Below are 25,133 nucleotides of genomic sequence, written 5' to 3' on the forward strand. Positions count from 1 at the left end.
TCTGGCGGCGGTCATGCTCGCGCTGGGCCTATCGGCCGGCTCGGCATATGCGCAGCAATGCGGCAATACCGGCGGCGGTTTCGAGGCATGGAAGGCTGCTTTCAGCAATCAGGCAGCCTCGCGCGGTATCGGACAGAGAGGCCTGTCGGCGCTCGCGAACACCCGCTACAGCAACGCCACCATCAAGGCCGACCGCGGACAGAAAAGCTTTCGCCTGTCGCTCGACCAGTTCATGGAACGACGCGGCGCGTCCACCATCGTGCGCAAGGGCAAACAGCTCAAGCAGCAGAACGCGCAATTGCTCAACAGCATCGAGCAGCGGTATGGGGTGCCGCCCGGCGTGATCCTCGCCATCTGGGGTATGGAAACCGCGTTTGGTGGATATCTCGGCAACCAGAACATCGTTTCGTCGGTCGCTACGCTTGCCTATGACTGCCGCCGCTCGGACTTCTTCACCCGCCAGCTCTACGCGGCGCTGCAACTGGTCGATCGCGGGCATCTGAGCCCCGACGCCATCGGCGCGGCCCATGGCGAAATCGGCCAGACCCAGTTTCTTCCTGAAAACGTCATCAAGTTCGGTGTCGACGGAGACGGCAATGGCCGCATCGACCTTATCCGGTCGCGCCCCGACGCATTGCATTCCACGGCCAACTTCCTGCGTGGCCATGGCTGGCGGCCAGGCGGCGGCTACCAGCCGGGCGAGGGGAATTTCCGCGCCATCCAGGGCTGGAACGCTGCAGGCGTCTACCAGCAGGCGATTGCCATCATGGGTCGACAGATCGACGGGAATTAACCGGTTCAAGACAGAAAAAAGGCCCGGAAGCGCCGCTTCCGGGCCTTTTCGTTGGAACTCGAGGATACTCAGCCGTTGCGCTTCCGTGCGGCCAGCGTGCGCAGGCGCAGCGCGTTGAGGCGGATGAAGCCCTCCGCGTCCTTCTGGTCGTAGGCGCCGCGGTCGTCCTCGAAGGTGACAAGGGCGTCGGAATAAAGCGACTTGTCGGAGCGGCGGCCAGTGACAATCACGTTGCCCTTGTAGAGCTTGAGGCGAACGTCGCCCTCGACGTCTTCCTGGCTCTTGTCGATCAGGGCCTGCAGCATCTCGCGCTCGGGCGAGAACCAGAATCCGTTATAGATCAGCTCGGCATAACGCGGCATCAGCTCGTCCTTGAGATGGGCCGCGCCGCGGTCGAGCGTGATCGATTCGATGGCGCGATGCGCCTGCAGCAGGATCGTGCCGCCGGGCGTCTCGTACACGCCGCGCGATTTCATCCCGACGAAGCGGTTCTCCACGAGGTCGAGACGGCCGATGCCGTTATCGCGGCCGAGATCGTTGAGCGCGGCGAGCAGGGTGGCCGGCGACATCGGTTTGCCGTCGAGCGCGACCGGGTCGCCCTTCCTGAAGGTGACCGTGATTTCGGTGGCCTTGTCGGGCGCGTCCATCGGCGAGATGGTACGCATGTGCACATATTCCGGCGGCTCGCCCCACGGATCTTCCAGCACCTTGCCCTCGGAGGACGAGTGCAGGAGGTTGGCGTCGACGGAGAAGGGCGCCTCGCCCTTCTTGTCTTTGGCGACCGGGATCTGGTGCTGTTCAGCGAAGTTCAGCAGGTCGGTTCGCGACTTGAACGTCCAGTCCCGCCACGGCGCGATCACCTTGATGTCGGGGTTGAGCGCGTAGGCGGAGAGCTCGAAACGAACCTGGTCGTTGCCCTTGCCGGTGGCCCCGTGGGCGATGGCATCGGCGCCGGTCTCGCGGGCGATCTCGACGAGGCGCTTGGAAATCAGCGGCCGGGCGATCGAGGTGCCCAGCAGATAGAGGCCCTCATACTGGGCGTTGGCGCGGAACATCGGAAAGACGAAATCCGACACGAACTCCTCGCGAACGTCCTCGATGTAGATTTCCTTGATGCCGAGCATCTCGGCCTTCTTGCGCGCCGGCTCCAGTTCCTCGCCCTGTCCCAGATCGGCGGTGAAGGTGACGACTTCGGCCCCCACTTCCGTCTGCAGCCATTTGAGGATGATGGAGGTGTCGAGACCGCCGGAATAGGCCAGCACCACCTTCTTGACGTCTTTCCACTTCGACATGTCGCACCCGGTTCTCTCGCGGGCTGTCGCCCGGCTTTGCAATCGGCGGCACTTTTAACAGGTATCCGGGGCCGGGCAAGGCCATCAGATGGCGCCGCTCATCGGATTGTGAGGTGGAACGACCTTGCCGCACGACCTGCCGTCGATAGACTTTGGCTTCTGATTCTGCTGATGCGGGGGAGACCAAGTGCTGGATCGATCAAGGCGTGAAGGATGGCAGCGCGCCGGCCACGTGGCACGGATGTGCCTCGCCACGGCGATCGGCTTTGCCGCGACGCCCGCTGCAGCCCAGGAAAACTGGGTTGCCCTGGAGAGCGAAGCGCGCGCCATGCTGCCGGCGGCAAGCGGTGGCGCGGTCACCGGCGGATCGTTGTCCTGCGAAGCGCAGCGCTGGACGCTTCGGCTCGACCTCGGCGATGCAGCCGAGCGAGCGGGCGGGGCGGCCGTCATTGCCGTCGACGGGCGTGCGTTCGACCTGGTGCTGTCGGTCGAAGGGCGGACGCTTGTCTCGCCGTTGCCGCGCGAGATGCTGGAACCGTTGAAGAAAGGCATCCGGATGGTGGCAACGCTGCCAGGCGAAGCCGGCGAGATCACGTTCCCGTTGCGCGGCTCGAATGCGGCCATCTCCGGCGCGGAGAACCGCTGCACCCTGCGCGACATGTCGGCCTATACTGCGATTACATTCACGCCATACTCGTCCCATGCCAATCTGGCACGCGAATTGCGGGCAAAGGACATCGAGGCCTTCGCCGCTTCGACCGCCTCGCAGCCGGAAGTCACGGTCGCGATGACAGAGCTGGGCGCGGGGCGGCGGCTGCTGTTCACCCGACTGTGCGGCTCGTCATGGTATTACGGCCTTTCGGGCTGCAACATCACCGGTTTTGCAACCGAACCGCGACCGGAAGGCGACGCATCACCGGACTGGACGGCAGTCTACGACACCGAGAACGTCCACCTGCACCTCGATCCGAAATCGTTGCACGATGGCTGGCCGGACGTGGTGACGCTGCCGGTGCGAGGCGGCGGCGCGGCCCTCGTGTGGCGCTGGGACGGTGAGGGTTACGCGCTGGAGGGCGAACTGCCCGAAGAGAGCGAACAGGACGACATGCTCAGCCTGCGTCCCTCGCAGGACTGATCGTCAGGGGGGGGCCGGGCGAATGTCGCCACCATGCAGCCACGCGCCGGCGCGCCGTCCCGCAACCGCCCAATAGCAAATGCCGCCGACCATGCCGCAGGCCAGCGCCGCCATGATCGGCATGGCATCGTCGGAAAGCGTCGCGCGCGGGTTCTCCCACGCAAGGATGATGCTCACGCCCGCGACCGCAGCGCCCGCCAGCGCATGATAGAGCCAGTCGCGTAAACCGGCGAATTCGGCGATCAGCATGGCGATGAATGCGGGCCCGAACGCGTGATAGGCAAACAGGACGGTCAGGAAGAAGGTGGTGAGGTAGAACGGTCCATCGGCGGGATAGGGGACGATTTCCATCCACCCTGCCGCACCGAACAGAAGAAGGCTGGCGAACAGACCCGCGGCGAGGGCAGCAGCGGTGAAGCCGATGATGATTGCGGTGAAGCGGCCGAGATAGACGATCAGCCGGCTCACGCCTCGCCGTGTCCGGCAATCATCATCGCCTCAAGCGCGAGGCGGTCGGACTTGCGCATGCGCTCCGATTCCGACTTGAGCTGACCACAGGCGGCGAGAATGTCGCGGCCGCGCGGCGTGCGGATCGGAGACGCATAGCCCGCCTGGTTGATATAGTCGGCAAACTTCTCGATCGTCTCCCATTCCGAGCACTGGTAGTTCGTGCCTGGCCACGGGTTGAACGGGATCAGGTTGATCTTGGCCGGAATGCCCCGGAGAAGCCGGACCAGTTCCTTGGCGTCGTCGATGGAATCGTTGACGTCACGCAGCATCACGTATTCGAAGGTGATGCGGCGAGCATTGGACAGCCCCGGATATTTCCGGCAGGCGTCCATCAACTGCTCGAGCGGGTATTTCTTGTTGATCGGCACCAGCATGTCGCGCAGATCGTCGCGCACGGCGTGCAGGGAGATGGCGAGCATGACGCCGATCTCGTCGCCGGTGCGGAAGATTTCCGGCACCACCCCGGAGGTGGAAAGCGTGATGCGGCGCTTGGAAAGCGACAGGCCGTCACCGTCCGACGCGATCAGCAGAGCCTTCTTCACCGCTTCGAAATTGTAGAGGGGCTCGCCCATGCCCATCATGACGATATTGGTGATCTTGCGCCCTTCGGCCGGCACGATCGCGCCATCGGGCGTTCCCGCGTCAGGGAAATCACCGAGCCGGTCGCGCGCAGTCATGAGCTGGGTGAGGATTTCCTCGGCGGTCAGGTTGCGCACCAGCTTCTGGGTGCCGGTATGGCAGAACGAGCAGGTCAGCGTGCAGCCGACCTGGCTGGAGATGCACAGCGTGCCGCGGCCTTCCTCTGGAATGTAGACCGTCTCCACTTCGACCGGCCGGCCTGCGCCGCGCGGCGGAAAGCGGAAGAGCCACTTGCGAGTGCCGTCGTTCGAAATCTGCTCTTCGACCACTTCCGGGCGCGCCACCGTGAAGTGACGATCCAGTTGTACGCGCAAATCCTTCGAGATGTTGAACATCTGCGAAAAGTCGGAGACGCCGCGCACATAGAGCCAGTGCCAGAGTTGCTGCACCCGCATTCTGCGCTGGCGTTCCGGCACGCCGGCCTCACCGAGCGCTTCGGCCATCTCGTCGCGCGACATGCCCACCAGAGAGGGTTTTTCCGGCAAGCGTGCGCTCGCCCCGAGAGAGGCGCGCGTCTGGGCGGAAGTGAGATCGATCGATAGGGTCATGGTCGGGAAAGATAGGAGCGGAAGCGTCCGCGTGCCAGTTGTGGCGCGCACATAGCAGAATAATGGCGCCGCGTCACGGCCCAAAGAAAAGGCCGGGCGCAATGGCCCGGCCCCGTCACCGAAGCACAACTGCCTATGAGCAATTCTCGATCGAACTGAGGGCTGCCGTGATTCCGCGCAGCGAGAAGACATAGTTGGTGGGGTTGCCTCGCCCCGATGTCGCCTGAACCCGCATGTCGGCGCCGGCGCGCATCGCCGCGATCAACTGGGGCTCTTCCGCGGCATTCTCCATCCATGCCGACTTGCCACGGGTGAACATGCTGAAATTGCGGTCGCCGACCGTCACCTGGACTTTGGAATTGGACTGGAAGTCGTAGGAGGCAATGAATTGCGGCTCGTAGGATACGTTCTGTCCCGGCTTCTGGCTGACGAAGAAGTAGATATCGCCGTGGTCGAGATTCGTCGGCTGCTTGTCGGTCGGTACCGTGAGCACATAGCAAACCTTGCCGCTGTTGGCATCGTAAGAGTAGGTGCCCCAAGCATTGTGCTGGCCGATCTTGGTCGCCGACTGGGCCATTACCGGGCTGGCTAGCGCCAGCAAGGCAAGGCAGGAGATCGTCGTAATGGTTCCGCGCATCGTCGTAGCGTCATCCCTGTGCGTGGTCGTGTACGGGTGGCCGAAGTGAACCCGAAAGGCTCATTCGCTTCATTTTAACTTAATCTGGGTTACCAAAGGGTGAACTGCGCCGAAACGTGCACCCGCCACTCTGAAAACCCGAACCACTGCGTGGAGATTCATCCATCGCAACGGCACGCCGCGTCCCTGGGGATGTCTTGAAAACCGCAAAAAAGGCGAGAGTTTGACTGAAATGCGCGTGATCCTCGCGCGGCCCTATGGCTGGGCGCCGTCGAGCGCCTCGCGGGCGGCCTTGCGGTGCTCTTGCGTGATGTGGCCACGGATGGAGGTCATGGCGGCCATCAGCACGGCCAAATCGTCGGTGAAGCCGAAACCGATGAGAAAATCGGGGATCAGGTCGGCGGGCATCACAAAGTAGGCCAAGGCCGCGAGCAGCGTGCCGCGCACTCGTGTAGGCGTCTTGGGGTCGAGGGCGGCAAAATAGGCTGCAACGACCTCGTCCATGAAAGGGATGTGGCGCGCAGCCCGCCGCGCGGTGCGCCAGAATCCGGCACGGACGCGCTGTTCCTGCCGCGCCTCTTCTTCGGCGGCGACGGGCTTGAGGATTTCCTGGATTTTGGCCTGCGGGATCGCCTGGGTCATGGTTTTGAAATGGGCGGTCTCCCGCCCTGCTTCAAGGGTCGACGGCCATCTCGACTTCGCGGGCGCGGCCGAGATCGCTCATCCAGCGTCGATAGTTCGGCTGCGTGACGAGCTGGCGCCCATAGTGCCTGCGCAACTCATCTGTGAGCCGGCCCTTGCGATCGAGCATGTCGTCGGCCATGCCGATCATCACCGAGTTTGGCCAAGCCTGGGGACGGATGCCACGCAGGCGCTCGAACAGCAGGGTTTCGGGAACGTCCGGCTCGGCCTGGGCCATCAGCGTGATCATCGCGGCCGTCGAGCGGGAAATCCCCATGTGGCAGTGGACGAGCAGATGGCCTTCCGTCCGCTCGCCGCGCGAATCGCGCAGGGACGCGCCGAAGGCGAGGATGGCCTCCATGTGATCGCGGTTCGGCGGGATCATGCCCGGCAGCGGATCGATGATGTCGTGAAAGCGAAGCGTCGTGCGATGATGCTCGCCATAGTCGGCGAAGGCGGTGAGATCGGCTCGCTCCGGGTCGATGACCGACAGGACATGCGTCACGGCGCGCGTGCCATGATCCGGCAATTCGTCGATGCCGCAAATGGTAAGAAGAGAAATCGAAGCGGGAATCATCGGCGGGCCTTTCGCTTGGGGAGGAGGGTTCCTTACCTCATGAAGCGCAAGTTTGGCAGCCCGACGACAGATCAGCTTGCGGCGAAACGCTCCATCCTGCCCGCCAGCTTGACGTCGAGCTCGGTCACTCCATCCGAATCATGCGTCGTCAGGCGAATGTCGACCTTGTTGTAGACGTTGAACCACTCCGGATGATGGTCGAGCTTTTCGGCGGCGAGTGCGGCGCGCGTCATGAACGCGAACGCCTCGCTGAAGGACTTGAACTTGAATGATTTGACGAGTGCCTTGCCGCCATCCTCGAGGGTCCAGCCGGGAAGGCCCGCCAGGGCCTCCTCGATCGCGTCGGTGTCCAAGCGGTCGCGCGGCATCTAGCGCATCATCCTGGATGCGAGCGCCATGTCGAACGCTCCGCCCGCGACGCGAACGTCCGGGGTTGGCAAAGGCCAGGTTTCCTCGATCACGTACGGGCCGCCGCCGACGGAATCGCGCGACGACATCAGCACGAAGCGGCCGACCTTGAAGGGCATGGTGGCGAAGTTGCCGCGCGCGGACAGGTAGGCCGCAGCTTCCATCGGGTGGGTGTTGCGCAGCCGCGCGATCGTCACGTGCGGCACGAATTTCCGTGGGTCGGCAGGCAGGCCGAGTCGCTGGCAGATTCGCTCGATCTCGCCCTGCAGCGCCATCAAATCGGGAGACGCGGTCACGGCGGCATACAGAGAATGTGGCTTCTTGGAACCGAAGGCGCCGACACCGGAAAGGGTCAGGCTGAACGATGGACGGCGTATCCGGTCGAGAGCGTTGGCGATCTCGTCGGCGACATGGCCTTCGACATCACCAAAGAAGCGCAGGGTCAGATGATAATTCTCGACGTCGATCCAGCGCGCTCCGGGAAGGCCTCCACGCAGGAGCGAGAGCGATAACGCGGCGTCGCGCGGTATCTCGAGGGCGGTGAAAAGTCGCGGCATTGCTACCTCCTCGAATCGACTGCTCAAGGCCAGCGAATCACCGAATACCGGATCGAGCAAGCCGTTTTGTGCGTTGCGAACGGTTCCCTTGCGGAAGTGTGGCGAAGCGGACTCACTGCGCCATACCCTCAGGTACCTTCGCGCAGGTCGGTAAGGACCTGCTCGATCACCGGCAGGAAGTTCTCCACCATGCGATCGACGCCCTGGGCGTTGGGATGCATGCCATCCTCCAGCAACAAGGAAGACTGTGCCGCGACGCCGTCGAGGAAGAACGGGTAGAGCGGCAGATCGTAGGTCTCCGCCAACTGTGGAAAGATCGGATCGAAGCTGGCTCGAAAGTCCGCCCCGAGATTGGGCGCCGCTATCATGCCCGCAAGGATGATGTCGATGTCGCGTGCCTGCAGCCGCTCGATCATCTGCTTCAGGTTTTCCTCCGTGACGCTCGGAGCGATGCCGCGCAGCATGTCGTTGGCGCCAAGCTCGAGAATCACCAGATCCGTTCCGTCTGGAATCGACCAATCGAGACGCGAAAGTCCCGCAGCACTGGTGTCGCCGGAAACACCTGCATTCGAAATCACGACATCGTGACCCCTCTCCTTCAAGACAGCTTCAAGCCTTTCGGGGAAGGATTGCCCCGCATCGAGCTGGTATCCGGCCATCAGGCTGTCGCCGAAGCCGACGATTCGCACCGGTTCGGCAACGCTTGCGGAAACGGTGACGAGAAGCGCGATGCAGCCAGCGAGCGCGAGGTTCCAAAATCGTTTGAATGCCATGCAGTTCAACCCATATGTGACCGGCACCGGACCGTGTTCCCAGCAATATAGGACGATATGCCCGTGACAGAAGCCGTGATCGAAATGAAAGACGTCTCGTTGACGCTCGGGCAAGGGGCTTCGTCCGTGCACGTGCTGAAAGGCGTCAGCGTGAAGGTCGCGCGCGGCGAGGCGACTGGCATCGTCGGACCATCGGGTTCAGGCAAGTCGACGCTTCTCATGGTGCTGGCGGGGCTGGAACGGGTCGATGCCGGCGAAGTCTGGATCGCCGGGCAGCGCATCGACGGGCGCAGCGAGGACGAGGTCGCGGCCTTTCGTGGCCGCAATGTCGGCATCGTGTTCCAGTCCTTTCATCTGATTCCCAACATGACGGCGCTGGAAAATGTCGCTGTGCCGCTGGAACTGGCGGGCCATTCCGATCCGTTCGGCGTCGCCGCACGCGAACTTGCTTCCGTTGGTCTCTCGGACCGTGTCACGCATTATCCGGGCGAACTGTCCGGCGGAGAGCAGCAGCGGGTGGCGATCGCGCGGGCTCTCGCGCCTGAACCGGCGATCCTCATAGCCGACGAGCCGACCGGCAATCTGGACCAGGCAACCGGCAGGCAGATTGCCGACCTGCTTTTTGCAACCGCCGAGGCCAGAGGCACGACGCTCGTGCTGGTCACGCACGATCCTAGCCTTGCCGCGCGGTGCCACCGCCAGATCGCGATGCGGTCCGGCCGAATTGAAAATGCGCCGGAACTGGCGGCGGTGAGCGCGTGAGCGCCGTGGCGTCTCCGCCCTCGGGCCGCGCCCTGACCACGCTTCGTCTGGCCGTCCGGTTCTCGTTGCGCGAGATGCGCGGCGGCCTTTCCGGCTTCCTGATCTTCATCACCTGCATCGCGCTTGGCGTCGCGGCGATCGGCGGCGTCAACTCCGTGGCGCGGGCGATCACGTCGGGCGTAGAGAGCCAGGGCAGCGAACTGCTTGGCGGCGACATTCGTTTCGAGCTGATCCATCGCGAAGCGGAAGGCGCGGAAAAGGCGTTTCTGGACAGCCTCGGCACCGTCGCCCACAGCGCCAACATCCGCTCGATGGCGCGTCTTTCCGATGCTTCCGACCAGACGCTCGTCGAGGTGAAGGCCGTGGATGGCCTCTATCCCTTGTATGGCGCCTTCGTTGCCGAGCCCAATCTGCCGGTCAACGAACTGGTCGGTGAAGAAGACGGCATCCATGGTGCGGCTGCGGCCGACATCCTGTTCGAACGGCTCGGCCTGGCCGTGGGCGATCGGATAAGCCTCGGCGACATGGAGTTCGAGCTGCGGGCGCGCATCGTCACCGAGCCGGACGCGATTTCCGATGGCTTCGGGCTTGCCCCGCGCCTCCTCGTGTCGATGGACGGTCTGCGCGCCTCGGGGCTCATCCAGCCCGGCAGCCTGATCGAGCATGGCTACAAGGTCCGGCTCGCCGAAACACCGAATGAAGCGACGCTGGAGCAAATCCGCGAAACGGCGACAGCGGAGTTTCCGGAAGCCGGCTGGAGCATCCGTTCGCGCAGCAATGCCGCGCCGGCGCTGTCCTCGAACGTCGAGCGCTTCTCCCAATTCCTGACGTTGGTCGGCCTGACGGCGCTTGTCGTGGGCGGTGTCGGGGTCGCCAACGCCGTGCGCGCCTATCTCGACTCCAAGCGCGGGGTGATCGCGACGTTCAAGAGCCTCGGCGCGTCGGGCCGCTTCGTGCTCACCGTCTATCTGGTCCAGATCCTCATGGTCGCCGGCATCGGCATCGTCGTGGGCCTCGTGCTCGGTGCATTGATGCCGCCCGCCGCCGGGGCGCTTCTGTCCTCGGTGCTGCCGGTGCCGGCGGCTGGCGGCATCTATCCGGATGCGCTGGCGCTCGCTGCACTGTTCGGCGTGCTCGTGACGCTCGCCTTCGCGCTGCTGCCGCTCGGCCGCGCGCGCGATGTGCCTGCCACCGCGCTTTTCCGCCAGATGAGCTTCGACGCCAGCGGCTGGCCGCGTCCAGTGTACCTTCTTGCCACGCTGGCACTGGCGGTTTCGCTGGCCGGACTGGCGATCTGGACGTCGACCGATCGACGCATTGCCATGATCTTCGTCGGCGCGGCGATCTGTGCCTTCATGGTGCTGCGCGTCGTCGGATGGCTCGTTCAGGCGTTGGCCCGGCGCAGCCCACGCGTGCGTTCTACTGCGTTGCGCCTGGCCATCGGCAACATTCATCGTCCCGGCGCGCTCACGCCATCCGTGGTGCTGTCGCTTGGCCTCGGCCTGACGCTGCTCGTCACGCTGGCGCTGATCGACGGCAATCTGCGTCGCCAGATCGCCGGCAACCTGCCCGAACAGGCACCGAATTTCTTCTTCGTCGACATCCAGAGCGGCACCGTCGAGGATTTCTCGGCGCTAATCGCGGAGCAGTCGCCGGATGGAGAGCTTGTCCGCGTACCGATGCTGCGCGGGCGGGTGATGGCACTCAATGACGTCGACGTGCGCGAAATCGAGGTGCCGCCGGAAGGCGCCTGGGTGTTGCGGGGCGATCGCGGCATCACCTATGCGCAGGACGTGCCGCAGAACTCGACGCTGACCCAGGGCGAATGGTGGGCAGAGGACCATGACGGCGAGCCGCTGGTTTCCTTCGCCGCGCAGGAGGGCGGCGAGCTGGGGCTCGAGATCGGCGACACGGTGACGGTCAACGTTCTTGGTCGCAACATCACCGCGCGGATCGCCAATTTCCGCGAAGTGCAGTGGGAGTCGCTCGGTATCAACTTCGTGATGGTGTTTTCTCCCAACACGTTTGCCGGCGCGCCGCATTCCTGGCTTGCAACGCTTGCGGATCCCGCCGCCACCACTGCCGACGAAGCACGCCTGCTCAATGCGGTCACACGCAGTTTCCCCGGGGTGACCAGCCTGCGCGTCAAGGACGCGCTCGACATCGTCAACGATATCGTTGCGCAGCTTGCCGTCGCGATCCGGGCGGCTGCGGCCGTGGCGCTCGTCGCGTCCATCCTCGTGCTGTCGGGCGCGCTTGCGGCGGGCAACAGGGCGCGGGTCCATGACGCCGTCGTGCTCAAGACGCTGGGCGCGACGCGTGGCACGCTGATCAGGGCGTTTTCGCTCGAATACGCCATCATCGGCCTCGCGACTGCCGCTTTCGCGTTATTGGCCGGGGGCGTTGCGGCCTGGTTCGTGATCTCGCGTATCATGAGCCTGCCATCGGCTTTCCTGCCGGAGGTGGCGGTGTCCACGGTGGTGATCGCACTGGTTCTGACGGTCGGATTCGGCCTTGTCGGCACATGGAGGGTGCTGGGCCATAAAGCCGCCCCGGTCCTGCGCAATCTGTAGCGGGCGTTAACCGCGTCGCAAAACCGCAGCTCACCGCGCATTTCAGGCTGCAACAGCCCTTGTCCTGCGACGCGAGAATGCGCATATTCACCGCAGGCATGCTGGAGTTCCGCCAGCGGCGCCTGGGCTTACGCCCGACACCCGACGGAACATGAGCAGACAAAGAGGATTTCCAATGGCTGACCTTCGCAACTATCAGGCTCGCGTCGCGACTGCTGGTTCGCGCGCCGATGCCTCGATCGACGAGGGCCTGCGCGCCTACATGATCAAGGTTTACAACCTGATGGCGCTCGGCCTCGCGATCACCGGCATCGCCGCACTCGGCACCGTGGCGCTCGCGACCACGACTGATCCCTCCGCCGCCGTGGCCCAGCTGGGCAATGGCAAGATGCTGACCGCGCTGGGCGGCGCGCTTTACGGCTCGCCGCTGCGCTGGGTGGTGATGCTCGCGCCGCTGGCGATGGTGTTCTTCCTGTCGTTCCGCGTCGAGAAGATGAGCCTTGGCGCCGCACAGGCCACATTCTGGGCCTTCGCCGCGCTGATGGGCATTTCGCTGTCTTCGATCTTCCTGGTCTACACCAGCGGATCGATCGTGCAGACGTTCTTCATCACCGCCACCGCCTTCCTGGCTCTGTCGCTGTTCGGCTATACGACCAAGCGCGACCTGTCGGGCATGGGCTCGTTCCTGATCATGGGCGTCTGGGGCCTCATCCTGGCTTCGATCGTCAACATCTTCCTGGGCTCGTCCGCGCTTCAGTTCGCCATTTCGGCGATCGGCGTGCTGGTGTTCGCCGGCCTCACGGCCTACGACACCCAGCAGATCAAGGAGATGTATTATGAAGGCGACGGCGCGCTCGTTGCCGGCCGCAAGGCCATCATGGGCGCCCTGAGGCTTTATCTCGACTTCATCAACATGTTCATGTTCATGCTGCAGTTCCTGGGCAACCGCGAATAACAGCCGGAATTCGGACACGAAAAAGGGCGGCCTCGTGCCGCCCTTTCTTTTTGCCGGCAGAGCCCTCCACCTCAATGCGACAGCAGGGTCGGACGGGCGGGGTTCTTCAGCATGTACTGGGTCGCGCCGCCGAGAAGGAAGTCGCGCAGCCGCGAATGCCCGAATGCGCCCATAACCACGAGGTCGGCACCGCTGGCGGCCGCATCGATAGCCTCGCCGACAGATCCACCCTTGCGCTCGACGTTTCGCACCGTTGCCGTCACCCCATGGCGCGACAGATGCTCGGCCAGTTGGGCGCCGGTGGCATGCTCGGGAACATGCTTGTCGTGGTTCACCGTCACGATGGTCACCTCCCCGGCGCGTTGAAGCAGCGGCAAAGCGTCGCCGATCGCGCGGGTGGCGGCACGACCCCCATCCCACCCGATGGCGACGCGCTCGAGCGCGAAGGTCTCACCGCCCGCTTCGGGCAGCAGCAGTACCGGCCTTCCCGAATCGAATACCAGCCCTTGCACCAGGCTCGCCCATGACTTGTCCTCCTTGACGAGGGGAACGATGGTCAGATCGCGCAGCCTTGCCTCCTCGACGAGCGGTTCGCCGACATCCGTGCCTTCGGCCGCCGAGCGGATCCTGCCCTCAAAGGGCACGCCGGCACGGCCAGCCTCTTCCTCGAACCGCGCAACTTCGGCCAGCGCCGCTTCATGGGCCTCGCGCTGGCGCACCTCGATCTGGTGCGTCAGTTCGGTGCTGAAGGGGTGAAAACTTACCGGCAGGGGCACTCGCGGCTCGACCACGCATCCCGTAACATGCGCCTCGAACAGGCGCGCCAGATCAAGCGCCTTTCGCACCGTGCCGAGCGACGGCTTCCCCTGCGTGGAGGGAAGCTTCAGCAGGATGTCCTTGAACATGATCGTCCTCCATGGAATGTCAGCCGCACAGCGCGAGCAATCTATGGCACGAGTGCCCGACAACGCCGTCGTGCGTCAAGCCAATGGCGAAACGGGATCGGCAAGGCGTGGTTTCATGGGCAGTGGCCAAGGACAGCCATCGCACGCCGGAATCGGTTGACAGAGCCCGCGTCGGGGAAACATTGTCCACGCCTCTTCCTGCGTCGTCCGGTGATCCATGACGCCTTCGCCCTTTGGCCGTTTCGTCGCCGCGAGCGGATTGACCAACCTCGGTGACGGAATTGCCACCGTGGCATGGGCGTGGGTGGCATCCCTGCTGACGCGTGATCCGTTGCTCATCGCTAGCGTGGCGGTTGCATTGCGTCTCCCTTGGGCGCTGCTTGCCCTGCCGGCGGGCGTGGTTACCGACAGGGTCGATCGCCGCCTACTGATCCTTCGAATGGACATCCTGCGGGCGCTCGCGTTCGCGGCCGCGGCCGCGGCGCTGTGGGTGTCGCTGCCGCTGGCCGAACCCCCGCAGAGTGGCGTCGCCGCGCCGTGGACGTTCTGCGCCGTGGTCGTTGCGGCGGCCATCGTCGGCGGCGCGGAAGTCTTCCGCGACAATGCCGCCCAGACCATGCTGCCCAGCATGGTCCCGCACGAGCGGCTCGAATCGGCGAATGGCCGGCTATGGAGCGTCGAGCTGACGACCAACGCCCTTCTCGGTCCCGCCATCGGCGCCTTTCTGATTGCCGTCGCCGTGCCGCTGCCGTTCGCCGCCAATGCGCTGGCCTACGGCCTGGCCGCATTGCTGATCGCCGGACTGGCCGGGTCGTTCCGGCCAGAGGCGGACGGCAAGAGGAACTGGCAGCGCGAGATCGGCGAAGGCCTGCGTTTCCTCGCCGGCGCGCCGCTGCTCAGGATGCTGGCCTGGATCACCGGCTTCTGGAACCTGTTCCACCAGATGATCTTCATCGCGCTCGTCCTGCATGTGCAGGAGAACCTGGGTCTCGGCGCACCGGCATACGGGCTGATACTCGCCGCCGGTGCCGCCGGCGGCATCGCCGGCGGCCTGCTGGGCGAACGCATCGTCCGCCGCCTCGGGCCCGGGCGGACCGCGCAATGGATGCTTTTCAGTTCCGCGCCGGCGTTCGTCGCGGCCGCTCTGGCGCCGGGCGCGGTGTCGCTGGCGGTGGTCCTGGCGGTGTTCGAGTTCTCCGGCATGGTCTGGAACACGGTGTCGGTTTCCTACCGCCAAAGAACCATACCCGACAGGCTGCTCGGACGGGTCAACAGCGTCTACCGGCTGCTTGCCTGGGGCATGATGCCGATCGGCCTCGTGCTTTCGGGCGCGCTCGTGGCCGGTCTCGACGGCATCCTGCCGCGAACTGTCGCGCTCACCGTGCCATTCTACGTGGCGGCTGTCGGGGTGCTGGTGGTGACAATCATCGGCTGGCGGGGATTGGGCCGGGGATTCTCCGCCCAGAAAAAGCCGGTCGATGCGGTGGTCGCGCAAGAGTGATTTGTCTGCCGGCTGGTGGAGCCGAGGGGGATCGAACCCCTGACCTCGTCATTGCGAACGACGCGCTCTCCCAGCTGAGCTACGGCCCCGTCCAGCGGATGCGCGGCATTTACGAGCCGGCGGCGCGCACTGTCAAGCGTCAGTTGGCCGGCCAAGGCGCGAAGGGCCTTGCCCGCCATGCCGCCAATGGCTACATGTCGCGGGTTCGAAGGGAGACCAGCATGCTCGCGCTCATCCAAACCATCGTGCTCGCGCTCGATCTCTATTGGTGGATCATCATCGCGTCCGCGATATTCTCCTGGCTCTATGCCTTCAACGTGATCAATTCGCGCAACCAGTTCGTCGGCGCGATCGGCAATTTCCTGTTCCGGGTAACCGAGCCGGCGCTGCGGCCCATCCGGCGCATCATGCCCGATCTCGGCGGAATCGACATCTCCCCGATCATCCTGCTCCTGATCATCTTCTTCCTTCGCCAGTTCATCCTGACGACAGTCGCGCCAGCACTCGTCTAGTCCAGTGAGCCAGCCGAGTTTCCATCGCCGCCATGCGGGTGGCGTGGAGATCGTCGTGCGACTGACGCCGAATTCCGCACGCGACCTGATCGAGGGCACAGGATCGTCGGCGGATGGGCGGGCCCATGTGAAGGCGCGGGTGCGCGCCGTGCCGGAAAAGGGCAAGGCCAACCAGGCGCTGGTGAGGCTCGTTGCAAGGGCCCTCGACGTTCCTGCCAGCAACGTCCGGATCGTGTCTGGCGACACCGCGCGGCTGAAGACGCTGCGCGTGAGCGGTGATGCAGATGCCATCGAGCAGAGGCTCGCAGGGCTGGGAGAAACCGGCTAGCCGCGCTACCATCGGCAGGTGACCTGTCCTCGACGGAGAAAGCCGATGCTCATTGCAACCGCGGCCCTGACCGCCACGACCCTGATCTGCCTTGCTTCCGGTGCGGCCGCGCAAGAAGCGATCGTCAGCGAATATACCGACATCGACGTCGACAGCCACTGCTCGGTCTACGCGGCAGCGGAGGACGGGAACGGCGACTGGGCCAACATGGCATGCGCGGGCTATCGCGGCTATCCGGTCGTCATCCAGTACGGCGACGCGCGCGAGTCGGTCTTCTACGGCTTTCCGCCGGATGGCGACCTCGCGCCGGTGTGGGAGAGCTTCAGCGCGTTCAACGCGGCCGGTCCGAAGATCGAATGGCGCATCGCCAGGCAGGAGGGGCGTGAGACGCCGTTCGCGACCATTCATCGCTGGTTCGTCAGCACGTCGGTGGTGGATTCGACGAAGACGGAAGTTCTGGTCGTCGAGAAGGTCGGGCAGGTTCACGGCCGGGACGGATGCGCCGTCGGCTATGTCGTTGCGACCGGAAATCCCGATGCCAACGAAATGGCGCGTCGCATCGCAGATACGCAGGCGCGGGATTTCGCCTGCGGCGACCAGCCGGTGATCGACGCAGGCAGCGTGCCGCTTCCCGATTTCGTCCGTTCGGAGAACTGAAGCCTCAGGCTTTCGCCTTCGCGCGTTCGATCGCCTCGACGATCATCTGGCGGGCGGCAGCGGCGTCGCGCCAGTCGCCGATCTTGACCCACTTGCCGGGTTCCAGATCCTTGTAGTGCTCGAAAAAATGCTCGATCTGCTGCAGCGTGATCTCCGGCAGGTCGGTGTGATTGAAGACGTTCTCGTAGCGGCGCGTCAGCTTCGGCATCGGGACGGCGATGATCTTCTCGTCCTTGCCCGCATTGTCCTCCATCACCAGCACGCCGATCGGGCGCACGTTGATGACGCAGCTCGGCAGTAGCGGGCGCGTGTTGCAGACCAGCACGTCGATGGGGTCGCCGTCCTCGGACAGCGTGTGCGGCACGAAGCCGTAATTGCCCGGATAGGTCATCGGCGTGTAGAGGAAGCGGTCGACGACAAGCGTGCCGGCCTCCTTGTCCATCTCGTACTTGATCGGCTGTCCGCCGACCGGCACCTCGATGATGACGTTGACGTCCTCGGGGGGATTGTTGCCAATGGAGATGGCGTCGATGCGCATGGGCTTGGTTCCTGATCTGGCTGCGGCTTTCGAGCGCTGCGGATATACCGCGCGGCTCGATATTGCAATGCAGCAAGAGGAGGATGTCGCCGGTCGCGGCGATCAGTCCCAGACGAAGGCGACCTTGCGCAATGCCTTCTGGTCGAACACTTCGACACCCTCGGCGACGTCCCGGCCGCCAGAACCTTCGTAGAAGGCGAGGGCATTGCCATTTTCTTCCAGCGCCCAGACGACCAGGCCCGCAAGGCCATGGTCGGCGAGCTTCTGACGCGCGGCAGCGAACAGACGCGTTCCGAGGCCGATGCCCTGATATTCCGGCTGCACGTAGAGCTCGTAGATTTCGCCCTGTTGCGGCAGTTCGCGCGCCCGGTTGCGCCCGAGGGTCGCGTAACCGACAACCTCGCCGCCGATTTCGACCACGAGCACACTGGCAGCGCGGCGGATCGCGTCGGCCCACCACTTCCTGCCGCGACGGTTGATCATCCCCGTCAGCGCCTTGTGCGGGATGATGCCGGCATAGGCTCCCTGCCACGCGTCATGATGCACGTCGGCGATCGCATCCGCGTCGCTTGCCTGTGCCCGTCTGATATCGACCGTGATCGTCTTCATGATTTGTTAAGCATAATATCAGGTTTGTGCTGCGGCAAGCACAACCGGCCTTCGCGCTCGATTGCGCACAGAACGGCGCTTGGCGCGGGGCCCGGCGGTGGCTAAGGTCAGCCGCATCAGTGAGGCGGGTATGAGCCGAGACAGCGAAAATCAGGCCGAATCGAAACGAATCATCGGGCGTGTCGGTGCCGAGACCGAGGCGTCGATGGTGCGACGTGTCCAGGATCACATGGCCGGAAAGGACGCCGACGAGCGTGACTGGGCGGAGCTGTGGGGTACCCGCATCGGCCGCTGGCTCGGTCTGGTGCTGCTCGCCTACCTCCTCTTCGTGCTGGTCCGTTTCGTCGTGGAAGGCGGCTGAACCGATGACCGGGGAACAACGCGCGGCGCCGGGCGCCGTCATCGTCATTTCTAGCCATGTCGTGCGCGGTACGGTGGGAAACCGGGCTGCGGTCTTCGCATTGGAACATCTGGGCCATCGGGTGTGGGCGGTGCCGACCGTGACCCTGCCGTGGCATCCTGGGCACGGGCGCGCGACGCGGATCGTTCCGCCATCCGACCAATTCGCCGCTTTGTTGCAGGATCTGGGCAGGGCGCCCTGGCTCGACGAGGTCGATGCGGTGCTCACTGGCTATCTGGGCGACGCTGAGCAGGCCGTGGCGGTCGCAGAACTGGTGGATGCGGTCAAAACGCGCAATCCCGACGCGCTCTATCTGTGCGATCCGGTCATGGGCGATGTAGACGGACTCTACGTGCCGGAGGCAACCGCGGCGGCGATGCGCGACGTGCTTCTGCCGGCCGCCGATATCGCGACGCCCAACCGCTTCGAACTGGAATGGCTCGCGGGAAAGGAGCTGGCCGACAATGCGGCGCTGTCGCGCGCGGCGTCAGAACTGGCGGCGGAGACGGTGCTCGTCACCTCGGCGCATGCGATGATGGCCGGATCGATCGGCAACCTTCTGGTGACGCCTCGCGAGGTGCTTTTGGCCGAACATAGGGCGATTGCCAACCCGCCCAACGGCACCGGCGATCTCGCCTCGGCATTGTTTCTCGCGCGCCGGCTGCAGGGCATGGCGACCGAAAAGGCGCTGCAGATGACGGCGGCCGCGGTCTTCGAAGTGGTGGCGCGCGCCGTCAAGCGGGGCTCGGACGAACTGATGCTGGAAACCGACGCGCAGAGCCTGAGCCATCCGATGGCGATGGTGCAGACACGCCGTCTCGTGACGCCCGGCGGCAGGCACGCGTGACGGTCTGCGCCGGCGTGGATGGCTGCAAGGCCGGCTGGGTCGCGGCCATTCGCGACACCGATGGCACGTTGCGCGCGCAGGTGGTCGCCACGCTTGAAACGCTCGTCGAGCAGTTGCCGGACGACGCCGTCATCGCGGTCGACATGCCGATCGGCTTGCCCGAACGCGTCGGCAAGGGAGGCAGGGGACCTGAAGCCCTGGTGCGCCGTCAGCTCAGCGCCCGGCAGTCCAGCGTGTTCTCGATACCGTCGCGCGCCGCGGTCCACGCTGAGCCAGGTCCATTCGCCTCGATCGAGGAGTGGTATGCCGCCCATCGGCGGGCCAGCGACGTGGCGCGCCGCACATCGGAGCCACCGCGCGGCGTGTCGATACAGGCGTTCGGCATCTTCTCGAAGATACGGGAGATCGATGATTTGCTGGTGCGGCGTCCAGGGCTGCGCCGGCGCGTGGTCGAATCGCATCCCGAAGTCGCCTTCTGGCGCGCCAACGGCAGCGTCGCGATGAGCCTGCCGAAGAAGATCAAGGGCCGCGTCAATCAGGCCGGAATGGACGAGAGACGTGCCCTGCTGGTCAGAAGCGGCCTGGACGCGCCATTCGTCACCGCGGCCCGGCCGCGCGGCGCAGCCGACGACGATTTTCTGGACGCCTGCGCGGTGCTGCTCGTTGCCGAGGCGTATGCGCGGGGGTCGGCGATCTGCTTTCCCGATCCGCCTCTCGCCGACGCACGGGGCATACCGATTGCGATCTGGGCGTAGCTGTGACTGGACCAGACGGCACGGCACGAACGCGATTGCACAAGCGCCGCTTTGGAGCTACTGGCAAGGTCATGACGCATCTGCCTGAAAGACTGATCGACGGCTATCGTGCCTTCATGGATGGACGCTATGCCTCCGAGCGCGAACGCTACCGCACCCTGGCAAAAGACGGCCAGACCCCCGAGACGATGGTCATCGCCTGCTGCGACTCCCGCGCCGCGCCAGAGACGATCTTCGACTGCGGCCCCGGCGAACTCTTCGTCGTGCGCAACGTCGCCAACCTCGTCCCGCCCTACGAGCCGGACGGCAAGCATCACTCGACCTCTGCGGCCCTCGAATTCGCGGTACAAAGCCTGAAGGTCAAGCATATCGTGGTGCTCGGCCATGGTCGCTGCGGGGGCATCCGCGCGGCTCTCGACCCGACGGCGGCGCCGCTGTCGCCGGGCGACTTCATCGGCAAGTGGATGGGGCTGGTGGCCCCGGCCGCTGAAACGGTGGTCGCCAACACGATGATGACGACGGCGGAGCGCCAGACCGCGCTCGAGCGCATTTCGATCCGCTATTCGATCGCCAATCTGCGCTCGTTTCCCTGCGTGTCCATTCTTGAGCGCAAGGAGCGGCTGACGCTGCATGGCGCCTGGTTCGACATATCGAGCGGTGAACTGTGGACGATGGATCCGGCCACCGGCGATTTCGAGCGGCCGGAAATCGTCTAGCTATTCGGCCGGCGGCGTCGTCTCCGGGGCGCGGGCGAGCACAACGTTGGCCATCGCCGGCTCGGGCAGCAGTCGCCACCAGATCCAGAAGACAATCGCGGAAAAGCCTAGCGCCGGCACCACGGTCGCGAGTGCAATCACCGGATCGAGGAAGAAGCCGGCCAGCAGGCCTCCGAGGAGACCACCACCCATCTGGAGAAAGCCGCTGAGCGCGGCCGCTGCGCCGGCTATGTGGGGAAACGGCGCGAGCGACGCCGTCGACATCGCGGGCATCAGGAAGGCCGCGCCGAAAGCATAAAGCGCCACCGGCACCATGACCGACAGGAAGGTCGGTTCGGCGACCCTGAGCGCGATGGCGAGCGCCGCGCTGCCAATCGCGATGAAGACGATGCCGACCGGCATGATGCGGTAGGCGCCGTAGGGTCCCATCAGGCGCCGTACCACGAGGTTGCCGCCGAAGAACGAGAAGGACTGCATCAGCATGCCGAGGCCGAACGCCGTCGGCGACAGTCCTATGCGGTTCATGAGGATGAAAGGCAGGATGACGGCCAACGTATAGAAGGCGCCGATCGCGCCGCCGAGCACCAGCGCCGAAGACATGAAGTAGCTGCTCTTGAAGAGCTGGCCGTACGATCGCACGAGCGCCAGCGGCCTGATGCGCGAGAGGTCTCGCTCCACCGTCTCGACCATGGCGAACTGCACGCCGAGCATGATGACGATGCCGAAGATCAGCATAAGCACGAAGATCGCGTGCCAGCCGAGGAACTCCATCGTCACGCCGCCGAGAGTGGGCGCGAAGGCAGGACCAATACCCAGGATCAGGCCGATCAGGTTCATGATCCGCGCGGAACTCTCATTGGTGAAGAGGTCGCGCACGATAGCGCGCGAAATCGCCACGCCGACGGCCGCTCCAACACCCTGGAGGAACCGCGCCGCAATCAAAACCTCGATTGTCGGGGCCACAACGGCAAGGGCGCTGGCGATCAGATAGATGCCCATGAATGCCTGAGCAATCGGCTTGCGGCCGAAGCCGTCCGACAGCGGACCGCAAACGAGCTGGGCCAGGGCAAAGCCTGCGAAGTAAAGCGACAGCGTCAGCTTGACCACGGCGTCCGTGGTGCCGAAAGCATGGGCGATCTCCGGCATTGCCGGGGTGAAGAGGGACATCGAGATCGGACCGACACCAACGAGCAGGGCGCCGATGATGCCAACCCGGCGCTCGCTCATCACGGGAGCCGCGGGGTGGGGCGTGGGCGGTTGCATGTTCATGCGGCCGCACTCCCCTTGGAGCATTCCGGGCGCAACTCGATGAGCCTTGTGCGGATCTCCTTCAGGCCGTCCCGGATTTCCTCGATGAGCTGTGGTGCCAGTGTCGCGGAGATGTCCTCGCGCAGTTCGGTGCCGATGCGTCCGATCGCTTCGAGCACGGCATGCGCTTCATCGGTGACCTGCACCAGCTTGGCGCGGCGGTCGGTGGGGTCAGCTTCGCGACGCACCAGCCCGCGCGCCTCCAGCCGATCGAGATAGGTGGACAAGGTCATCGGTTCGACGCCCATGCGATCGGCCAGGGCGCCTTGCCTGATGGCGCCGGCGCGCGCGGCGCTGACGAGTGCGCGCGCTTCGCCGGGTGTCAAGCCCATGCCGGCATCGCTGGTGCGGCGATCGAATTCGGCGCGCAGCAGGCGCGCGACGTCGGAGATCAGGAAACTGATCGTGTCTGGATCGAAACGGGGGGTCATTGGTAAGTCAGCCTTATTATCAGCGCTACTTACTTATTCGTGGTTTGCGCGTCAAGACGGGCGCTGCCCGTTGCTTCCTCCGGCGGCCATGCCTAAATCTCGCCGGTACCGCATTGCCATCCGGAGTTCTCCATGTCAGCAGCCATCGATATCGCCCACCACCCGCTTACGCACTGGACGGGGCCGCTCGGACTTCCGGCATTCGACGCGATCACGGACGACCAGTTCGCCGCGGTGTTCGACGCCGCCCTGGCCGCGCATGTGACGGAGATCGACGCGATCGCCGACAATGCGGCGGCGCCGACCATCGAAAACACGCTCCAGGCTCTGGAACTGTCGGGCGATGCGCTGGGACGGGTCTCGGCGATCTTCTGGTGCCGCGCCGGGGCGCACACCAATCCGGCGATCCAGGCGCTGGAGAGGGACATTGCACCGAAGATGTCGCGGCATTTTTCCGCGCTCTACATGAACGAGGCGCTGTTTGCACGGATCGACGCGCTTTACGCGGGCAGCGACGCTCTCGGTCTGGATACCGAGACGTCACGGGTATTGGAAAAGACCTGGAAGCGGTTCGTCAAGGCCGGCGCGAAGCTGTCGCCGGAAGACAAGCAGCGGCTCGCCGCGATCGGCGAAAGGCTGGCGTCGCTCGGTGCGCAGTTCGGCCAGAACGTGCTGGCCGACGAAGCGGGGTGGTCGCTGTTCCTCGACGAGGGCGACGATCTCGCCGGTCTTCCGGAATTCCTGAAAGATGCCATGGCGGAGGCTGCGGCGTCGCGCGGACAGGAAGGTCGGTACGCCGTCACGCTCTCGCGTTCCATCATCGAGCCGTTCCTCACCTTCTCGGCGCGGCCGGAGCTGCGCGCGCAAGCGCATCAAGCATTCACCAAGCGAGGCGAGAACGGCGGCGAAACCGACAATTCCGCACTGGTGAAGGAGACGCTGGCGCTGCGGGCGGAGCGAGCCAGATTGCTCGGCTATGAGAGCTTCGCCGCGTTCAAGCTCGACGACACCATGGCGAAGACGCCACAGGCGGTGATGGCGCTGCTGGAGCCTGTATGGGACAAGGCCCGCGCCAAGGCCGCAGCCGACAAGACGGAGCTGGAACGCATCGCGCTCGCCGCTGGAAGCAACGAAAAGATCGCGGCGGCCGACTGGCGCTTCTGGCAGGAAAAGCTGCGGGCGCAGAAATACGCCTTCGACGAGGCCGAGTTGAAGCCCTACCTGCAGCTCGACCGCATCATCGCCGCCTGCTTCGATGTCGCCGGCCGCCTGTTTGGGCTCGTCTTCGAGGAGAAGCCCGGCATCGCCGCGTGGCATGAGGACGTGCGCGTCTTCGCGGTGAAGAATGCCGACGGTTCGCACCGCGCGACGTTCCTGGCGGACTATTTCAACCGGTCTTCCAAGCGATCCGGCGCGTGGATGAGTTCGCTGGAAAGTGGACACAGGCTGGGCAAGGGCGCGTCGCCGATCATCTACAATGTCATGAACTTCGCCAAACCGCCCAAGGGACAGCCGGCGCTTCTGTCGATGGACGATGCACGGACGCTGTTCCACGAATTCGGCCACGCGCTGCACGGCATGCTAAGCGAAGCGACGTGGCCTTCCGTGTCGGGCACGGCGGTATCGCGTGACTTCGTCGAGCTTCCCTCGCAGCTCTACGAGCATTGGCTGACCGTGCCGGAAATCCTCGAAAAGCACGCGTTGCACTACAGGACCGGAGAAGCGATGCCCCGCGCATTGCTCGACAAGATGTTGGCGGCACGGACGTTCAATGCCGGTTTCGCCACCGTCGAGTTCACGGCGTCGGCGCTCGTCGACATGGCGTATCACTCGCAGGCCGACGCGCCGGAAGATCCGCTGCTTTTCGAAGCCGAGACGCTGGCCAAGCTGTCGATGCCGGCAGAGATCGCCATGCGTCATCGCACGCCGCACTTCCTGCACGTGTTCTCGGGAGACGGTTATTCGGCCGGCTACTATTCGTACATGTGGTCAGAGGTTCTCGATGCCGACGCTTTCGCCGCTTTCGAGGAAACCGGCGACGTTTTCGATGCGGCGACTGCCGAAAGGCTCAGAGCCAACATCTATGCAGCAGGAGGGACGAAGGATCCCGTGGATCTCTATACGGCTTACCGCGGAAAGATGCCGTCACCGGAAGCAATGATGGAAAAGCGCGGCCTGGCCTGAGCTGCAAGGCCTAGCAGGCGGGAAGATCGCCTCGGCGCGCGGGATCGGCGCAGGCCGGTACCGCGCCCTTGTCAGGACGGGGCCCGGTTACGGCGGCATAGTCGACACCGTCATTGCTGGGCTCGAAGGCTTCGTCCGAAACGACCATCCGATCCACGCTGACCAGCGACGGGGCGGAAAACGCCGCCCCCAGGCCCAGTCCCAGCGGGACGGCGGCCATGGCCACAAAACGGAAGATCGTTCTCGGGAAGGGCATTCGTTCCTCGTTGCCTATCGTGCGCCAATCTAACGCGCGACCGTTAACAAGGTTTCAATTGGGGAGAAATTTTGTGCGAACGGCCCCGGAGCGAGCTCCGGAGCCGTCGTGCGGCGTGCGTCGACCCCCCGGTCCTCGACGCGCCTGCAAGGTCTTAGCCTCTGTCCGCTACGCATTCTGACGCGGCGTCAGCAATGGAGGAAAGGGGTCATGGAGTCTAAAATCGATCAACGGACTGTTCACCGAATGGAGACAGTGGACCACAGCGAGTAGAACGACCACGCGCAAGGCCCCTTTCGCAAATGCGAAAAAGCCTGTATAGCGCCGCCAACCGAAAAAATGCCGC

The 25,133-nt window shown here is 64.7% G+C and carries 29 protein-coding genes and 1 tRNA gene; 14 read left to right on the forward strand and 16 right to left on the reverse strand.

What is annotated here, in order from left to right; genetic code table 11:
* Positions 1 to 13: 13 nt before the first annotated feature.
* Positions 14 to 793: a lytic murein transglycosylase gene (locus AAFN84_RS13190; RefSeq protein WP_347515137.1), complete on the forward strand. Its 780-nt coding sequence runs from the start codon at positions 14 to 16 to the stop codon at positions 791 to 793.
* A 68-nt stretch (positions 794 to 861) separates the two neighbouring features.
* Here AAFN84_RS13190 and AAFN84_RS13195 read toward each other — a convergent pair whose 3' ends face one another.
* A complete protein-coding gene (locus AAFN84_RS13195; protein WP_347515004.1) occupies positions 862 to 2,085 on the reverse strand; it encodes an argininosuccinate synthase in 1,224 nt (407 codons plus the stop codon).
* 187 nt (positions 2,086 to 2,272) lie between these two features.
* Between AAFN84_RS13195 and AAFN84_RS13200 the strand changes: the two genes are divergently transcribed.
* On the forward strand, positions 2,273 to 3,220 hold the full coding sequence (locus AAFN84_RS13200) for a hypothetical protein (RefSeq protein WP_347515005.1): 948 nt from the start codon (positions 2,273 to 2,275) through the stop codon (positions 3,218 to 3,220).
* 3 nt (positions 3,221 to 3,223) lie between these two features.
* Here the strand turns inward: AAFN84_RS13200 and AAFN84_RS13205 are convergent, their stop codons facing one another.
* From AAFN84_RS13205 to AAFN84_RS13240, 8 genes are all read right to left on the reverse strand, one after another.
* Positions 3,224 to 3,688 (reverse strand): hypothetical protein, encoded by a 465-nt coding sequence (locus tag AAFN84_RS13205; protein WP_347515006.1) that lies wholly within the window; start codon positions 3,686 to 3,688, stop codon positions 3,224 to 3,226.
* On the reverse strand, positions 3,685 to 4,917 hold the full coding sequence (rlmN, locus tag AAFN84_RS13210; RefSeq protein WP_347515007.1) for a 23S rRNA (adenine(2503)-C(2))-methyltransferase RlmN: 1,233 nt from the start codon (positions 4,915 to 4,917) through the stop codon (positions 3,685 to 3,687). Before rlmN ends, AAFN84_RS13205 begins: the two co-directional genes overlap by 4 nt.
* Before the next feature lie 133 nt (positions 4,918 to 5,050).
* On the reverse strand, positions 5,051 to 5,554 hold the full coding sequence (locus AAFN84_RS13215) for an invasion associated locus B family protein (RefSeq protein ID WP_347515008.1): 504 nt from the start codon (positions 5,552 to 5,554) through the stop codon (positions 5,051 to 5,053).
* Positions 5,555 to 5,809: 255 nt separating this feature from the next.
* Positions 5,810 to 6,184, reverse strand: coding sequence for a YkvA family protein (locus tag AAFN84_RS13220; protein WP_347515138.1), 375 nt, complete (start codon positions 6,182 to 6,184; stop codon positions 5,810 to 5,812).
* Positions 6,185 to 6,227: 43 nt separating this feature from the next.
* The gene (locus tag AAFN84_RS13225) at positions 6,228 to 6,812 is read right to left on the reverse strand and encodes a protein-tyrosine-phosphatase (protein WP_347515009.1); all 585 of its coding nucleotides are present in this window, start codon (positions 6,810 to 6,812) and stop codon (positions 6,228 to 6,230) included.
* 71 nt (positions 6,813 to 6,883) lie between these two features.
* Positions 6,884 to 7,180, reverse strand: coding sequence for a 4a-hydroxytetrahydrobiopterin dehydratase (locus AAFN84_RS13230; RefSeq protein WP_347515010.1), 297 nt, complete (start codon positions 7,178 to 7,180; stop codon positions 6,884 to 6,886).
* On the reverse strand, positions 7,181 to 7,777 hold the full coding sequence (gene thpR / locus AAFN84_RS13235; RefSeq protein WP_347515011.1) for an RNA 2',3'-cyclic phosphodiesterase: 597 nt from the start codon (positions 7,775 to 7,777) through the stop codon (positions 7,181 to 7,183).
* Positions 7,778 to 7,905: 128 nt separating this feature from the next.
* On the reverse strand, positions 7,906 to 8,550 hold the full coding sequence (locus AAFN84_RS13240) for an arylesterase (protein WP_347515012.1): 645 nt from the start codon (positions 8,548 to 8,550) through the stop codon (positions 7,906 to 7,908).
* A 63-nt stretch (positions 8,551 to 8,613) separates the two neighbouring features.
* On the opposite strand from AAFN84_RS13240, the gene AAFN84_RS13245 reads away from it, so the two are divergent.
* From AAFN84_RS13245 to AAFN84_RS13255, 3 genes are all read left to right on the forward strand, one after another.
* Positions 8,614 to 9,312: an ABC transporter ATP-binding protein gene (locus AAFN84_RS13245; protein WP_347515013.1), complete on the forward strand. Its 699-nt coding sequence runs from the start codon at positions 8,614 to 8,616 to the stop codon at positions 9,310 to 9,312.
* Between the two features lie 74 nt (positions 9,313 to 9,386).
* A complete protein-coding gene (locus AAFN84_RS13250; protein WP_347515139.1) occupies positions 9,387 to 11,885 on the forward strand; it encodes an ABC transporter permease in 2,499 nt (832 codons plus the stop codon).
* A 175-nt stretch (positions 11,886 to 12,060) separates the two neighbouring features.
* Positions 12,061 to 12,840: a Bax inhibitor-1/YccA family protein gene (locus tag AAFN84_RS13255; protein WP_347515014.1), complete on the forward strand. Its 780-nt coding sequence runs from the start codon at positions 12,061 to 12,063 to the stop codon at positions 12,838 to 12,840.
* A 71-nt stretch (positions 12,841 to 12,911) separates the two neighbouring features.
* Here AAFN84_RS13255 and AAFN84_RS13260 read toward each other — a convergent pair whose 3' ends face one another.
* A complete protein-coding gene (locus tag AAFN84_RS13260; protein ID WP_347515015.1) occupies positions 12,912 to 13,745 on the reverse strand; it encodes a universal stress protein in 834 nt (277 codons plus the stop codon).
* 217 nt (positions 13,746 to 13,962) lie between these two features.
* On the opposite strand from AAFN84_RS13260, the gene AAFN84_RS13265 reads away from it, so the two are divergent.
* On the forward strand, positions 13,963 to 15,246 hold the full coding sequence (locus AAFN84_RS13265) for an MFS transporter (RefSeq protein WP_347515016.1): 1,284 nt from the start codon (positions 13,963 to 13,965) through the stop codon (positions 15,244 to 15,246).
* A 13-nt stretch (positions 15,247 to 15,259) separates the two neighbouring features.
* On the opposite strand, the gene AAFN84_RS13270 is transcribed toward AAFN84_RS13265, so the two are convergent.
* Positions 15,260 to 15,335, reverse strand: a tRNA-Ala gene (locus AAFN84_RS13270).
* 132 nt (positions 15,336 to 15,467) lie between these two features.
* Between AAFN84_RS13270 and AAFN84_RS13275 the strand changes: the two genes are divergently transcribed.
* Genes AAFN84_RS13275 through AAFN84_RS13285 form a run of 3 tightly spaced genes read left to right on the forward strand, consistent with a single transcriptional unit; the run spans position 15,468 to position 16,743 of the window.
* The gene (locus tag AAFN84_RS13275; protein WP_347515017.1) at positions 15,468 to 15,758 is read left to right on the forward strand and encodes a YggT family protein; all 291 of its coding nucleotides are present in this window, start codon (positions 15,468 to 15,470) and stop codon (positions 15,756 to 15,758) included.
* A gap of 4 nt (positions 15,759 to 15,762) precedes the next feature.
* Positions 15,763 to 16,086 (forward strand): DUF167 family protein, encoded by a 324-nt coding sequence (locus AAFN84_RS13280; RefSeq protein ID WP_347515018.1) that lies wholly within the window; start codon positions 15,763 to 15,765, stop codon positions 16,084 to 16,086.
* 45 nt (positions 16,087 to 16,131) lie between these two features.
* Positions 16,132 to 16,743: a hypothetical protein gene (locus AAFN84_RS13285; RefSeq protein ID WP_347515019.1), complete on the forward strand. Its 612-nt coding sequence runs from the start codon at positions 16,132 to 16,134 to the stop codon at positions 16,741 to 16,743.
* A 4-nt stretch (positions 16,744 to 16,747) separates the two neighbouring features.
* On the opposite strand, the gene ppa is transcribed toward AAFN84_RS13285, so the two are convergent.
* Positions 16,748 to 17,281, reverse strand: coding sequence for an inorganic diphosphatase (gene ppa, locus AAFN84_RS13290; RefSeq protein ID WP_347515020.1), 534 nt, complete (start codon positions 17,279 to 17,281; stop codon positions 16,748 to 16,750).
* A gap of 102 nt (positions 17,282 to 17,383) precedes the next feature.
* Entirely contained in the window at positions 17,384 to 17,890 is a 507-nt protein-coding gene (locus AAFN84_RS13295) for a GNAT family N-acetyltransferase (protein ID WP_347515021.1), read from the reverse strand.
* A gap of 130 nt (positions 17,891 to 18,020) precedes the next feature.
* Here AAFN84_RS13295 and AAFN84_RS13300 point away from each other — a divergent pair, with 130 nt between their 5' ends.
* The 4 genes from AAFN84_RS13300 (at position 18,021) to AAFN84_RS13315 (ending at position 20,608) form a co-directional block, all read left to right on the forward strand.
* Positions 18,021 to 18,251, forward strand: coding sequence for a hypothetical protein (locus AAFN84_RS13300; protein ID WP_347515022.1), 231 nt, complete (start codon positions 18,021 to 18,023; stop codon positions 18,249 to 18,251).
* Positions 18,252 to 18,255: 4 nt separating this feature from the next.
* A complete protein-coding gene (gene pdxY, locus AAFN84_RS13305) occupies positions 18,256 to 19,137 on the forward strand; it encodes a pyridoxal kinase PdxY (protein WP_347515023.1) in 882 nt (293 codons plus the stop codon).
* Complete coding sequence (locus AAFN84_RS13310) at positions 19,134 to 19,892, forward strand: DUF429 domain-containing protein (RefSeq protein WP_347515024.1); 759 nt, start codon at positions 19,134 to 19,136, stop codon at positions 19,890 to 19,892. The genes pdxY and AAFN84_RS13310 overlap by 4 nt, the downstream gene beginning before the upstream one ends.
* Before the next feature lie 71 nt (positions 19,893 to 19,963).
* Positions 19,964 to 20,608, forward strand: coding sequence for a carbonic anhydrase (locus AAFN84_RS13315; RefSeq protein ID WP_347515025.1), 645 nt, complete (start codon positions 19,964 to 19,966; stop codon positions 20,606 to 20,608).
* On the opposite strand, the gene AAFN84_RS13320 is transcribed toward AAFN84_RS13315, so the two are convergent.
* Together AAFN84_RS13320 and AAFN84_RS13325 are read right to left on the reverse strand one after the other, a co-directional pair.
* Positions 20,609 to 21,877, reverse strand: coding sequence for a multidrug effflux MFS transporter (locus AAFN84_RS13320; RefSeq protein WP_347515026.1), 1,269 nt, complete (start codon positions 21,875 to 21,877; stop codon positions 20,609 to 20,611). It lies immediately after the preceding gene.
* Complete coding sequence (locus AAFN84_RS13325) at positions 21,874 to 22,347, reverse strand: MarR family transcriptional regulator (protein WP_347515027.1); 474 nt, start codon at positions 22,345 to 22,347, stop codon at positions 21,874 to 21,876. The genes AAFN84_RS13320 and AAFN84_RS13325 overlap by 4 nt, the downstream gene beginning before the upstream one ends.
* Before the next feature lie 132 nt (positions 22,348 to 22,479).
* Between AAFN84_RS13325 and AAFN84_RS13330 the strand changes: the two genes are divergently transcribed.
* Positions 22,480 to 24,531, forward strand: a complete 2,052-nt coding sequence (locus AAFN84_RS13330; RefSeq protein WP_347515028.1) for a M3 family metallopeptidase — start codon at positions 22,480 to 22,482, stop codon at positions 24,529 to 24,531.
* 10 nt (positions 24,532 to 24,541) lie between these two features.
* Here AAFN84_RS13330 and AAFN84_RS13335 read toward each other — a convergent pair whose 3' ends face one another.
* Complete coding sequence (locus tag AAFN84_RS13335; protein WP_347515029.1) at positions 24,542 to 24,787, reverse strand: hypothetical protein; 246 nt, start codon at positions 24,785 to 24,787, stop codon at positions 24,542 to 24,544.
* Positions 24,788 to 25,133 lie beyond the last annotated feature (346 nt).

It is taken from the genome of Mesorhizobium sp. CAU 1741 (genome assembly GCF_039839275.1).
In the GTDB taxonomy this organism is placed as follows: Bacteria; Pseudomonadota; Alphaproteobacteria; order Rhizobiales; family Rhizobiaceae; genus Aerobium.